The organism is Mesorhizobium sp. M5C.F.Ca.IN.020.29.1.1 (assembly GCF_003997375.1).
Lineage (GTDB): Bacteria > Pseudomonadota > Alphaproteobacteria > Rhizobiales > Rhizobiaceae > Mesorhizobium > Mesorhizobium wenxiniae.
In genome coordinates, this window is the sequence record NZ_RZSW01000153.1 from 1 (window position 1) to 11,779 (window position 11,779).

General features: G+C 63.3%; 13 protein-coding genes, 1 pseudogene and 1 riboswitch. Of the genes and pseudogenes, 10 read left to right on the plus strand and 4 right to left on the minus strand.

Features of this window, described 5'->3' with window-relative positions; all coding sequences use genetic code 11:
• The coding region (locus EOA85_RS14555) for a GntR family transcriptional regulator (protein WP_127209900.1) at nucleotides 1–268 on the minus strand (268 nt) is incomplete at its 3' end.
• A gap of 92 nt (nucleotides 269–360) precedes the next feature.
• On the opposite strand from EOA85_RS14555, the gene EOA85_RS14560 reads away from it, so the two are divergent.
• The 4 genes from EOA85_RS14560 (at nucleotide 361) to EOA85_RS14575 (ending at nucleotide 4,996) form a co-directional block, all read left to right on the plus strand.
• On the plus strand, nucleotides 361–840 hold the full coding sequence (locus EOA85_RS14560) for an Lrp/AsnC family transcriptional regulator (RefSeq protein WP_164759662.1): 480 nt from the start codon (nucleotides 361–363) through the stop codon (nucleotides 838–840).
• Nucleotides 841–970: 130 nt separating this feature from the next.
• Nucleotides 971–2,464 (plus strand): NAD-dependent succinate-semialdehyde dehydrogenase, encoded by a 1,494-nt coding sequence (locus tag EOA85_RS14565; protein ID WP_127209902.1) that lies wholly within the window; start codon nucleotides 971–973, stop codon nucleotides 2,462–2,464.
• A gap of 34 nt (nucleotides 2,465–2,498) precedes the next feature.
• On the plus strand, nucleotides 2,499–3,878 hold the full coding sequence (locus tag EOA85_RS14570) for an aspartate aminotransferase family protein (protein WP_127209910.1): 1,380 nt from the start codon (nucleotides 2,499–2,501) through the stop codon (nucleotides 3,876–3,878).
• A gap of 8 nt (nucleotides 3,879–3,886) precedes the next feature.
• On the plus strand, nucleotides 3,887–4,996 hold the full coding sequence (locus tag EOA85_RS14575) for an alcohol dehydrogenase family protein (protein ID WP_127209903.1): 1,110 nt from the start codon (nucleotides 3,887–3,889) through the stop codon (nucleotides 4,994–4,996).
• Between the two features lie 9 nt (nucleotides 4,997–5,005).
• Here EOA85_RS14575 and EOA85_RS14580 read toward each other — a convergent pair whose 3' ends face one another.
• Nucleotides 5,006–5,614 (minus strand): YkoF family thiamine/hydroxymethylpyrimidine-binding protein, encoded by a 609-nt coding sequence (locus EOA85_RS14580; RefSeq protein ID WP_127209904.1) that lies wholly within the window; start codon nucleotides 5,612–5,614, stop codon nucleotides 5,006–5,008.
• Nucleotides 5,605–5,717, minus strand: a riboswitch (TPP riboswitch). Its footprint overlaps the gene before it by 10 nt.
• A 327-nt stretch (nucleotides 5,718–6,044) precedes the next feature.
• Here EOA85_RS14580 and EOA85_RS14585 point away from each other — a divergent pair.
• A complete protein-coding gene (locus tag EOA85_RS14585; RefSeq protein WP_127209905.1) occupies nucleotides 6,045–6,413 on the plus strand; it encodes a DUF2934 domain-containing protein in 369 nt (122 codons plus the stop codon).
• A gap of 352 nt (nucleotides 6,414–6,765) precedes the next feature.
• Here the strand turns inward: EOA85_RS14585 and EOA85_RS14590 are convergent, their stop codons facing one another.
• Entirely contained in the window at nucleotides 6,766–7,359 is a 594-nt protein-coding gene (locus tag EOA85_RS14590; RefSeq protein WP_127209906.1) for a hypothetical protein, read from the minus strand.
• 183 nt (nucleotides 7,360–7,542) lie between these two features.
• The gene (locus EOA85_RS14595; protein ID WP_127209907.1) at nucleotides 7,543–8,919 is read right to left on the minus strand and encodes an aspartate aminotransferase family protein; all 1,377 of its coding nucleotides are present in this window, start codon (nucleotides 8,917–8,919) and stop codon (nucleotides 7,543–7,545) included.
• A 150-nt stretch (nucleotides 8,920–9,069) separates the two neighbouring features.
• Here EOA85_RS14595 and EOA85_RS39870 point away from each other — a divergent pair, with 150 nt between their 5' ends.
• The 5 genes and pseudogenes from EOA85_RS39870 (at nucleotide 9,070) to EOA85_RS14615 (ending at nucleotide 11,695) form a co-directional block, all read left to right on the plus strand.
• The gene (locus tag EOA85_RS39870; RefSeq protein WP_281033737.1) at nucleotides 9,070–9,192 is read left to right on the plus strand and encodes a hypothetical protein; all 123 of its coding nucleotides are present in this window, start codon (nucleotides 9,070–9,072) and stop codon (nucleotides 9,190–9,192) included.
• Between the two features lie 2 nt (nucleotides 9,193–9,194).
• A pseudogene (locus EOA85_RS14600) lies at nucleotides 9,195–10,315 on the plus strand (NAD(P)/FAD-dependent oxidoreductase).
• 115 nt (nucleotides 10,316–10,430) lie between these two features.
• Complete coding sequence (locus tag EOA85_RS14605; protein ID WP_127209908.1) at nucleotides 10,431–10,655, plus strand: hypothetical protein; 225 nt, start codon at nucleotides 10,431–10,433, stop codon at nucleotides 10,653–10,655.
• Complete coding sequence (locus EOA85_RS14610) at nucleotides 10,652–11,122, plus strand: hypothetical protein (protein ID WP_245485763.1); 471 nt, start codon at nucleotides 10,652–10,654, stop codon at nucleotides 11,120–11,122. Before EOA85_RS14605 ends, EOA85_RS14610 begins: the two co-directional genes overlap by 4 nt.
• Before the next feature lie 117 nt (nucleotides 11,123–11,239).
• A complete protein-coding gene (locus EOA85_RS14615) occupies nucleotides 11,240–11,695 on the plus strand; it encodes a hypothetical protein (RefSeq protein WP_127209909.1) in 456 nt (151 codons plus the stop codon).
• Nucleotides 11,696–11,779 lie beyond the last annotated feature (84 nt).

Consider the following 11,779-nt stretch of genomic DNA (forward strand, 5'->3'; position numbering starts at 1 on the left):
GGTATGGCGGCTCGGGCTCGCGGCGCTGCGTCTGCACGAAGCTGCCGCGGCCGATCTCGCCGGAGACCAGGCCCCGGCGGATCAGTTCCTCATAGGCGCGACTGACCGTCTGCACCGAAAGCTCCAATTCGTCGGCCAGCCGGCGATGCGTCGGCAGCCGCGCGCCGTTGGCCAGCCGCCCATCATGGATCGCGCGCGCGAACTGGTCGGCGAGCGATTGATAGGCCGGCCGCCGGATGAGCGCGGGATCTGGACGCCATAATGTCATGACTTATTAGAGATCGAAATCAGTGCAATTGACAATCGAAATAATGCGCCGTCATGGTGTCGGGCAAGAAAAAGCAGACGCTCATGGCCGCATTGAAACTCGATCAGATCGACCTCAAAATCCTCGACGTGGTCCAGCGCGACGGGCGCATCACCAAGCTGGCGCTCGCCGACAAGGTGGGCCTGTCGCCGACGCCGTGCTGGATGCGGCTGCGCAAGCTGGAAAAGGCCGGCATCGTCTCAGGCTATCACGCCAAGGTTGCGATGCGCGCCGTCGCGCCGGTCGCCACCGTACTGATGGAGGTGACGCTGGCCAGCCACCGCCAGGCCGATTTCGACCGCTTCGAGCGCGTCATCCGCGACGTGCCCGAAATCGTCGCCTGCTGGTCGGTGGGCGGCGGCGTCGACTATCTGCTGAAAGTGATGGCGCGCGACATCGACGCCTACCAGCGGCTGGTCGACGTCCTGCTCGAACGCGAGATCGGCATCGACCGCTATTTTACCTACATCGTCACCAAGACGGTGAAGGAGGAGATGGCCTTGCCGGTAGCGGATTTGTTGCCGGCGTCCTGACCCTAGAGAGATCGTCTGCCCGAGCGATGCAATAGAGACAATCTCTCTACGGGCGGGCGCCCAGACAGCCTCTCTGTCTGCTGCACGCGGATAGTCTCCCCATATCACTCCGAACCGGGAGACCTCGAACATGTCCGCGCACTTTACCCGCCCACAGCGCCATGAAGCGCTTGACCGCCTCGCCGACCGCCGGCTGCTGCGCGAACTCGCCTATGTCGACGGCCACTGGACTGCGAGTGAAGCCGCCGAGAGCTTCGAGGTGATCGATCCTGCCACAGGCACCACCGTTGCCTGGGTTGCCAGGCTCGATAGCAGGCAGACGCGCAAGGCGATCGACGCGGCCTCCCGCGCCTTTCCCGCCTGGCGCGCGGCTCTCCCCCAGGAACGCGCGAGAATTCTGCGAAAATGGTTCGATCTGATCATCGCTGCCAAGGATGATCTGGCGCTGTTGATGACGCTCGAACAGGGCAAGCCGCTTAGGGAAGCGCTTGGCGAGATCGACTACGCCGCCTCCTTCGTCGAGTGGTATGCCGAGGAGGCAAAACGCCTCAACGCCGAAAGCGTCACCAGCCACCTGCCAAACGCCGAGATGATGGTGCGGCGCGAACCGCTCGGCGTCGTCGGCGTTGTCACCCCGTGGAATTTTCCCGCGGCCATGCTGACCCGCAAGGCGGCGGCCGCCCTTGCCGCCGGCTGCACCATCGTCGCGCACCCTTCGTCGGAAACGCCGCTGTCGGCACTGGCGCTGGCCGAGCTCGGCGAACGCGCCGGCCTGCCGGCAGGCATCTTCAACGTTCTCACCGGTAAGGCTTCGACCATCGTTGGGCGGATGTGCGAAGACGCTCGCGTCCGGGCCATGAGCTTCACCGGCTCGACCGAGATCGGCAGGCTGATCGCCGCGCAAAGTGCGCCGACGATGAAGCGGCTGGTGATGGAGCTTGGCGGCCACGCGCCGCTGATCGTCTTCGCCGACGCCGATCTCGACAAGGCTGTGACCACAGCCGTCGATGCCAAATTCGCCACTTCCGGCCAGGATTGCCTCGCCGCCAACCGCATCTATGTCCAGCGCCCGATCTACGATCGTTTCTGCGCCGCCTTCGCCAGGCGCGTCGAGACGCTGCGGACCGGCAATGGCCTGGCTGATGACACCGACATCGGGCCCTTGATGCATGAGCGCGGGGTCAAGAAGGTCGAGGAGCAGGTCGCCGATGCGCTCGCACATGGCGCACGCTGCCTCACCGGCGGCAAACGCGATTCTGCAGGACCGCTGTTCTACCGCCCGACCCTGCTCGCCGATGTCACCGACGACGCGCTGATCATGCGCGAGGAAACTTTTGGTCCGGTCGCCGCCGTGACGCCCTTCGACAGCGAGGATGAGGTCATCGCTCGCGCCAACGCCACCGAATACGGGCTTGTCGCCTATGTCGTCACCGAGAACGGCGGCCGCCAATTGCGCATGGGCCGCGCGCTCGACTATGGCATGGTCGCCATCAACCGCGTGAAGATCACCGGCGCGCCGATCCCCTTCGGCGGCGTCAAACAGTCCGGCATCGGCCGCGAGGGCTCGCGCCACGGGCTCGAAGCCTTTACCGATCTCAAATATCTCTGCCTGGACGTCGCGTAAGCCGCGCCCGACACCTTTCCTCAGGAGTAAAATGATGCTCGACCAGTCCAACGAACTCGCCGCCTGGGACCGCGACCACTTCTTCCATCCCTCGACCCATATGGGTACCCACGCGCGCGGCGAGAGCCCGACCCGCGTGATCGCCGGCGGCGAAGGCGTCACCATCTGGGACAATAATGGCCGCAAGAGCATCGATGCCTTCGCCGGACTCTATTGCGTCAATGTCGGCTATGGCCGCCAGAAGATTGCCGACGCCATCGCCGCGCAAGCCAAGAACCTCGCCTATTACCACGCCTATGTCGGCCACGGCACCGAGGCGTCGATCACGCTGTCCAAGATGATCATCGATCGCGCCCCGCAAGGCATGTCGAGGGTCTATTTCGGCCTTTCCGGCTCCGACGCCAACGAAACCAACATCAAGCTGATCTGGTACTACAACAACGTGCTCGGCCGGCCGGAGAAGAAGAAGATCATCTCGCGCTGGCGCGGCTATCACGGCTCAGGCGTTATGACGGGGTCGCTGACCGGGCTCGACCTGTTCCACAACGCCTTCGACCTGCCGCGTGCGCCGATCCTGCACACCGAAGCGCCCTACTATTTCCGCCGCGCCGACCGCTCGATGAGCGAGGAGCAGTTTTCCCAATACTGCGCCGACAAGCTGGAGGAGACGATCCTCGCCGAAGGGCCCGATACCGTCGCCGCCTTCATCGGCGAGCCGATCCTCGGCACCGGCGGCATCGTGCCACCGCCCGCCCTCTATTGGGAAAAGATCCAGGCGGTTCTGAAGAAGTACGATGTGCTGCTGGTCGCCGACGAAGTGGTCACCGGCTTCGGCCGGCTGGGCACCATGTTCGGCTCCGACCATTACGGCCTCCAGCCAGACCTGATCACCATCGCCAAGGGCCTGACCTCGGCCTATGCGCCGCTGTCGGGTGTCATCGTCTCGGACAAGGTCTGGCAGGTGCTGGTGCAGGGTTCCGACAAGCTCGGCTCGCTCGGTCATGGCTGGACCTATTCGGCGCATCCGATCTGCGTCGCCGCGGGCGTCGCCAACCTGGAACTGATCGACGAGATGGACCTGGTGACCAACGCCGGCGAGACCGGCGCCTATTTCCGCGCCGAACTGGCGAAAGCCGTCGGCGGCCACAAAAATGTCGGCGAGGTGCGCGGCGACGGCATGCTGGCGGCAATCGAATTCGTCGCGGACAGAAATGATCGCGTGTTCTTCGATGCATCGCAAAAGATCGGGCCGCAGGTCGCAACCGCCCTCGCCGCAAGCGGTGTCATCGGCCGCGCCATGCCGCAGGGCGACATTCTCGGCTTTGCGCCGCCGCTCTGCCTCACCCGCGAAGAGGCCGACATCATCGTCTCGAAGACGGCCGATGCGGTGAAAAGCGTGTTTGCAAACATCTGAAGATCGACATGAACGCCATGACCAAAACCCTCCCCGCCACCATGGCCGCCGTGCAGCTGACCGGTCACGGCGGGCCGGAAAAGCTCGTCTACCGCACCGACGTGAAAGTGCCCTCGCCCGCCCCAGGTGAAGTGCTGGTCAAGGTCACCGCTTGCGGCATGAACAACACCGATGTCTGGGTGCGTCAGGGCGCCTATGGCACGGAGCAAGATGCTGCCGCGGTATCGACTTGGCGCCGCCAAGGCAACACGCTGACTTTCCCGCGCATCCAGGGCACAGACACGGTCGGCCACATCGTCGCCGTTGGCGATGGCGTCTCGCCGGACCGTATCGGCGAGCGGGTGATGGTCGATTTCTCGATCTACAACCGCGACGACGATTCCCTCGCCGACATCGACTACATGGGCCACGGCCGTGACGGCGGCTATGCCGAATACCAGGCTGTGCCAGCCGAGAACGCCCATGTCGTCGATACCGAAATGACCGATGTCGAACTTGCCACCTTCTGCTGCGCCTATCTCACAGGCGAACAGATGCTGGAACGTGCCGCACTAAGAGCTGGCGAGCGTGTGCTGGTCACTGGCGCTTCTGGCGGCGTCGGCTCCGGCATCGTGCAGCTGGCGCGGGCGCGCGGCGCCATCCCCTATGCCGTCGTCGGCAAGGGCAAGGAACAGGCGGTGCTCGACATCGGGGCCGAAGCGGTGATCACTCGTGGCATCGCCGACCTGCCCGCCGCCGTGAACGCAGCGACCGAGGGCCGGCCGATCGACGTGGTTGCTGACCTGGTCGGCGGCGCCATGTTCAACGACCTCTTGCGCATCCTCAGACCCGAAGGTCGCTACACGACGGCCGGCGCGATTGCCGGCCCGGTCGTGCAGCTCGATCTGCGCACCATGTATCTTAAGCAGTTGCAGCTGCACGGGTCCAGTCAGGGCACGCGACACGATTTCCGCCGCATCGTCGGCTACATCGAGGACAAGAAAATCCGGCCGCTGGTCGGCGGCGTCTACAGGCTGTCCGATTTCCACCGCGCCCAGGCGGATTTCATTGCCAAGGATTTCGTCGGCAAGCTGGTGGTCGTTCCGGATGCCGTTTCGGATCTCGCTGCAGCCCGTTGACAGGCAAGGCTAACGAGGGCTCGGGCTGTTCGCCGACACGGTAAGGTCGAGCGCCACATGGCCTTGCGGCGCGCCGAAGCGAAGGAAAGCTTCCGACAGCGTCGCGAACACCGGTCCAGCGTCGCCCCTCAGCTTCGTGCAGAAATTCTTCGACCTGTCGAAGACCCCCGAGGCCTTGAGGAAGTCGATGCAGCCGTAGATCTCGTCCATGTGGTGGCCCTCGCCGAGCGGATAGAGCGAGAACTGCGCGGCGACCTCTTGTCCGAGTTTTTTCGCACCGTCGACATGCGCCCGCGCCGCGCCGATGCGCTCGGCCAGGGACAGCTCGTGGCTGCTGCCGGAAATCGGTGTGCAGATCGGATCGTCAGGCTCGCCAGGGCAGCCACGCGACACCGTTGCCGACAACACGCAATGCACACCACTTGCCGCCGCCGAGGCGAACAGATCGCGTATGGCCGGAAAAAGCTGTTCCGGCGGGCCGACGATCAGCGTCGAGATGTCGTCGGTCTCAATGCGGAAATTCGGCCGATAGAAATCCATCGCCGAAAGTGCCCTAAGGATGACGCCGACGAAGTCATCGCACATCGGATACAGGGAAATCTGTGCACCTGAAAACATAGTCGCCTCGCTCCGCTGGCATTACCCAGATCAGCTTGAGGGACCGAAGGCTTGACGCCCACCATCTCAGCCCCGGCAATACGGAGCGCCCCTGTCGATATGGGCGACGTAGCACCCGCGGAAAGGATGTTCAAGCAATGGCCAGCCCTAATTTAGTCTGGCATCGTGCTGCAGGAGCCGAACTTTCTCCTGAAGCGCGTTTCCGTAGGGAAAACAATGCTGCACCCTTCAGCGCGATGGACGACTTGCTCTCGAGCACCGCACTAGGATTTGCTCCGGGCCACCTAGCGCATCGCAGCATCGCAACGCCGCAGGCATGGTCTTCCGGAAGCCAGCCTTCCGGGTCCCCTCTTTGTCTGAAATCGGCGTGCAGGGTGGGATCGTTCCGACGCTCCTTCGCGTTGGGTGAAACCCACAAGGAGGAACGACCATGTCAGACGACAAACACGAACGCATTCGACGCCGCGCATATGAGATCTGGGAACGAGAAGGCCAGACGCACGGTCTGCACGAGCGCCATTGGAATCAGGCGACCGTCGAAATCGAGAACGAAGACCGCTCGCTTGGTGCTCGCCCACCGGCGATATCTGGTGCCGATGTGCCAGCTCCCACGCAGACCCAAAGCCGAGTGAAGAAAGGCAACCGCGCCGCTGGTCAATCGGATGTTGAGGCAGCGGAAGCGCTGGCGATGAGAACAGGCATCACCGGCGACCAAGCTCAAGACCTCATCGACCGCCTTGGTGACGATCCGCTGGCACTCGAAGAGGCGGCGCGGAGCCTTAGAGCATCCGAAAGGTAAACGCCGGCTGTCCAGGCAGCCCATCGCTGTACTCGACACACCGCCGCAGATTTTTCCCACAAGCGGACCGCCGCACCGGCCAAACAAATGAAAGCCCGCGCCTCTCGCGGAGAGAGCGGGCCGATCGGGTCGCGGTCCTGTTTCATGACCTTGGACTGAGATCGCGGTTTCGCCTTCGACGCTCGATGATGCGTCCGTTCGACGAGCAGCGTCGGCTGCCATCAGCGCCGGGTGTTCCAGCCTCACGACGAGCGGGCCCTGTCCTGATGAGTTCCGTCAGCGTCGCCGAGCGCCACGTTCCCCACACGAAGTCGAGGTCTGCCCGCATCGCGTGTGGGTAGAAAGCAGTGCATCAGCCCGGTTCGATTATCGTTCCCTCCACAAAACCAGTGAGGAAGGTTTTGACCTGTCGATCAGCATGGCTAGCCATCCACGTCATCGCCGCTGGTCCAACCCACAGCGACCGGTCGGGCGCACTTGGGTTTGCTGACCTGGATGGTCCGGCCGGTGCGTCCGGCCGGCGCGGATTGCGCCACTGAACGACCGAGTTCCGGTAGGTTCTCTTGATTGCACGGCACAGGAACTTGTACCTGCGTTCGACGTTGGCCGCGGCGTTAGCTTCCGCAGGTCCCGTCGACATCGCGAAACTGCCCTCCACTATGACTGTTTCGGTCATCTTGCATCGCAGGAATTGAATCGTGGAATTCTCATCACAGCAATACCAATCGTTATGTGCCTGAATGAACTCCGCTGAAAGCCGTGGCAGGTCCTCGGGAGACCAGATTATGCAGTAGCTGCCGATAGCAGAAATGTCTCGAGTGGTTGGGGGCGTGACCGTCTTCCACCGCGGGCCATCGACGAACAGGATAGCCGGATCGCGCAAAAGTTCGGTTACCAGAGCAGCCTCGTCATCAGGGTGCATAATGAAACGAAGTTGGCTTCTCATTGTTCGGCCCAATCGAGGAAGATGTCCGATCGCGAAGACTTTTACGACCACATCCGTTTGGAACACGGAAAGAGGTAGCACTAGTCTCTAAAGTTCATCCTTAAACCCGACCTTCGACCTTCCGAACGCGCTGTCAGGAGCAGCCGGAGCAGGCATAGTAGTCCGCTGAGGCAGTTTTTTGTTTCAGGTTTCAGACCCGACCTGCTTGACCGCGGCTTCGAGTGATCTTTCAAACGCGTCGACCACCTGATCGACCTGGGGTTCGGTGATGATCAGCGGCGGGCAGAAGGGCAGCGCGTCGCCCATGTTGCGCGAGATGACGCCGTTCTGTTGCATAAAGCCGTTGACGAGCCCGCCCAGCGCGCCGGCCGTCTCCCACGGCGCCTTGCTCGCCTTGTCGCCGACCAGTTCGACCGCCGCGATCAGGCCGACGCCGCGCACCTCGCCGACAAGCGGGTGCGAAGCGAACTTGCGCAGCCGCTTCTGCATATGCGCGCCGACCGTGCGCGCATTGCCGACGAGATCGCGCTCCTCGATCAGCTTCAGGTTCTCCAACGCGACCGCGGCCGCAACGGGATGGCCGCCGCCGGTGAAGCCGTGGCCGAAGGTGCCGATGCGATTGCTTTCGTCGGCAATCGGCTCGAAAACTTTTTCGTTGATCAGCAGGGCCGAGATCGGCAGGTAGGATGAAGAGATCTGTTTCGACAGCACCATGATGTCGGGCCTGATGCCGAAGGTCTGCGAGCCGAACATTTCACCGGTGCGGCCAAAACCGCAGATGACTTCGTCGGCGACGAGCAGGATGTCGTATTTCGACAGCACCGCCTGGATCTTCTCCCAGTAGCCGGCTGGGGGAACGATGACGCCGCCGGCGCCCATGATCGGTTCGCCGAAGAAGGCGGCGATGGTTTCCGGGCCCTCGGCCAGGATCAGCTTTTCCAAGTCGTCGGCAAGCCGGCTCGAAAACTGCTCTTGGCTCTCGCCAGGCAGCGCCTCGCGCCAGTGGTGCGGCGTCGACGTGTGCAGCACATTGGCGATCGGCAGGTCGAAGGAAATGTGGTTGTTGGGCAGGCCGGTCAGGCTTGCCGCGGCAATGGTGACGCCGTGATAGCCGCGATTGCGGCTGATGATCTTCTTGCGTGCCGGCTGGCCGAGCGCATTGGACCGATACCAGATCATCTTCATGGCCGTATCGTTGGCCTCGGAGCCGGAATTGGTGAAATACGCCTTGCTCATCGACACCGGCGCCATCTGCACAAGCTTCTCGGCGAGATCGATCAGCGGCGAATGCGATTTGGAACCGAAGTCGTGATAGTAAGGCAGCTTGGACATCTGGCGCACCGCCGCGTCGACCAGCCGCTTCTCCGAGAAGCCGACCGCGACGCTCCAAAGCCCGGCCATCGCTTCGATATAGCGGTTCCCGGCGAGATCCTCGACATAGATGCCGTCGCCCTTCCCGATGACGAGCGGCCCTGCTTCCTCATGCTTGCGGGCATTGGTGTAGCCGTGCAGGTGGTAGCTGATGTCGCGAGCTTCGGGAGAATTCGGTCGAGCGTCCATGATGGTTCCTGTCCTGCATGCCGGGACGTGGGTCCTTGCCGCCGTTCGGCGCGCATCGGCAGCTCCCTCCGGCATTAATGCTGTTTGGTGCATCTGTTTCTTGTAAGGGTGTCAAGCCCTTTCGAAAGCGCTGGCGGATGGACGGAAGACATGCAGAATTTCAGCTTCGAGGCCGCAGAACGCGAGAACCTGCGCCAAGCCGGCTGTGCGCATCGCCGAGACGTCATTCCTAAACGGCTCACCAGGCACAACATCGAGGCTGAGGTGGCCTGATCGTGGACCATGTCGACTGCATCGTTGCCGGCGCCGGGGTCGTCAGCCTCGCGATCGCGCGCGACATGGCGCAGCGCGGCATGGACACCCTGATCGTCGAAGCCGAGAACGCCATCGGCACCGGGATTGGCTCGCGCAATTCCGAGGTTATCCACGCCGGCATCCACTATCCGGCCGGATCGCTGAAGGCCCGGCTCTGCGTGGCAGGCCGGGAAAAGCTCTACCGTTATTGCCAGGAGCGGGCGGTGCCGCATGCGCGCTGCGCAAGCTCATCGTCGCCACGAATGCCGGACAGGAGCCGGTGCTCGCTTCCATCCTGGCCAACGCCTCTGCTTGCGGCGCGGGCAACCTAACGCCCTTAACCGCCGCCGAGGCGCGCAGGCTGGAGCCGAAGCTGCGATGCACGGCGGCCCTTTTGTCTCCCGCAACCGGCATCATCGACAGCCACGCCCTGATGCTGGCGCTGCTGAGCGACGCCGAGAAGCACGGGGCGACACTCAGCCTCAACACCCGCATCGTCGCCGGCCGCATCGAGAGTGGGCGCATCGTGCTCGACACGGTCGACAGCACCAGCGGCGGCTTTGAAATCGCCACCGCGAGCTTCATCAACGCCGCCGGGCTTGGCGCCACGGCACTTGCCGGCTCGCTTGACGGGCTCGACCGGCAATTCGTGCCAGAAATACGCTACGCCAAGGGCAATTATTTTTCGGTCGCCGGCCGGGCGCCGTTCTCGCGACTGGTCTATCCCATACCCGAACCCGGCGGGCTCGGCGTGCATCTGACGCTCGACCTCGACGGCGTCGCCCGCTTCGGGCCTGATGTCGAATGGACGGATCATCAACTCGACTATCGCGTCGATCCAGCGCGTGGCGAGCGCTTTTACGACGAGGTCCGCAAATACTGGCCGGACCTCGCCGATCGCAGCCTGCAGCCGGCCTATAGCGGCATCCGGCCGAAGCTCTCCGGTCCCGGCGAAGCCAATGCCGACTTCGTCATCCAGGACGCGGCGGTGCACGGCGTGGAGAGCCTCGTCAATTTGTTCGGCATCGAGAGCCCCGGCCTGACCTCAAGCCTGGCGATCGCCGACCATGTCGCGCAGCGCCTCGCGCCGAAGGCGAGCTAACCGAGGCGACCTGCGCGAGCGTGCCCGCTGCTAAAAGCATAGCCAAAAACGCACGTAAGCCATCCGTAAGTCGGGGTCGCAGAACCTGGGTCCGTCGATTACCGGCACCATCGATATGAAGAACCGTTTCGAAGCCATACCGAACCCAAGCTGCCGGTTCGAGGTGTGGGACAATGAGACCGGCGAGCCCGTCGTCCATCGCGATCGGTTGCTCACCTTCCCCTCGGCGAAGTCGGCGGCAAGGATCGCCGACTTCCTCAACCACAGCCGCAGCCACCGGTGCCGCGCCGGCGCCGCCGAATGGCGCGTTGCGGACCACGATGTCGGCTGGGGAGAATGACCGCCAAGCTGCTCAACCTCGCGATCGGCTTATGGCGGAGCTTCGCCGGCTCCCCTTCGAACGCTTTGGTACCGAGCGTCGGAGGAGTCCTCGCCATGACCGATGAACCAAGCCGTGAGCCAGCGCGCGATCCCCAGGATTTGGAGCGCCTGCTGATCTCTCGGCAGTGGGAGGGAGACATCTACGGCATGGCCGCGCTTTTTGAACCCAACGCCGTCGTCGACAGCGGTGAGAGGCGACTGACGCTGGGCCGCGAAGCGATCCGGGCACTCTTCGCGGACATCACCGCAACGGGCCGTAAATTTGTGGCCGGAAAATCAGTCCCCCCTGTTATCAGCGGAGATTTTGGCACTCACGTCAACCCGCCTTTCCGATGGCACCGTAACCGCCGAGGTCGCCCGCCGCCAGGGCGACAGGACATGGCTATGGGTCATCGATCGACTCGCCGTTGCGTAGCGTCGGCCTGACGCATGTACTCACCGACGGCCTTATCCTTGACGGACCGGGAACCATAATCCGGCACAATGGTTGTGTGGTCACCAAGTGATCCTCCCCGAGCAAACCGGAAAACGGAAGGAACGATCATGCGCATGTTGACGACGATTGCCGCCCTTTCGGGATTGGCCTTGGCGCAGCCGATCCACGCGCAATCCACCGACCCGCAGCTTCCCCAAATCGCACCCACTGCCCCGGAAGCCCTGCCCGATCCAACCCTGCCCGACCAGACGCCGCCTGACCAGACGCCGCCTGACCAGGCCCTGCCCGACCAAGCCGTGCCGGATCAGGGTTTCACCGACCAGAACTTTACTGGCATTGCGATCGTCGCCCTCGAGGATTTGCCTCCGGAGCTCAAAACACAAGCCGAGGCCGTGATCACCCAGACCAGCGTTGAAGATCTGCTTACCCTGCAAAACTCGATCGATGCGTCGCCGCAGGCAGCAACGGCGCTGGCGGCGAGCGGCCTGGATTCCTCGCAAGTTGTCGCCGCCAACATCGATGGCAATGGCACGCTGACGCTGATCATCCAGACAACGACCTGATCGGCGGTCCGGGCGTGGCGGCCGGAGCACTCGGCTTCGGCCGTAAGAACCCAGTACGGCGGGAAAACCGTCATGGTCGAAGCA

Bases quoted from the DNA above. Each gene is read 5' to 3' on its own strand.
- EOA85_RS14570 (WP_127209910.1), top strand. From the start codon at position 2,499: ATGCTCGACCAGTCCAACGAACTCGCCGCCTGGGACCGCGACCACTTC.
- EOA85_RS14575 (WP_127209903.1), top strand. From the start codon at position 3,887: ATGAACGCCATGACCAAAACCCTCCCCGCCACCATGGCCGCCGTGCAG.
- EOA85_RS14580 (WP_127209904.1), bottom strand. From the start codon at position 5,614: ATGTTTTCAGGTGCACAGATTTCCCTGTATCCGATGTGCGATGACTTC.
- EOA85_RS14585 (WP_127209905.1), top strand. From the start codon at position 6,045: ATGTCAGACGACAAACACGAACGCATTCGACGCCGCGCATATGAGATC.
- EOA85_RS14615 (WP_127209909.1), top strand. From the start codon at position 11,240: ATGCGCATGTTGACGACGATTGCCGCCCTTTCGGGATTGGCCTTGGCG.
- EOA85_RS14610 (WP_245485763.1), top strand. From the start codon at position 10,652: ATGACCGCCAAGCTGCTCAACCTCGCGATCGGCTTATGGCGGAGCTTC.
- EOA85_RS14605 (WP_127209908.1), top strand. From the start codon at position 10,431: ATGAAGAACCGTTTCGAAGCCATACCGAACCCAAGCTGCCGGTTCGAG.
- EOA85_RS14590 (WP_127209906.1), bottom strand. From the start codon at position 7,359: ATGAGAAGCCAACTTCGTTTCATTATGCACCCTGATGACGAGGCTGCT.
- EOA85_RS14565 (WP_127209902.1), top strand. From the start codon at position 971: ATGTCCGCGCACTTTACCCGCCCACAGCGCCATGAAGCGCTTGACCGC.
- EOA85_RS14595 (WP_127209907.1), bottom strand. From the start codon at position 8,919: ATGGACGCTCGACCGAATTCTCCCGAAGCTCGCGACATCAGCTACCAC.
- EOA85_RS39870 (WP_281033737.1), top strand. From the start codon at position 9,070: ATGCAGAATTTCAGCTTCGAGGCCGCAGAACGCGAGAACCTGCGCCAA.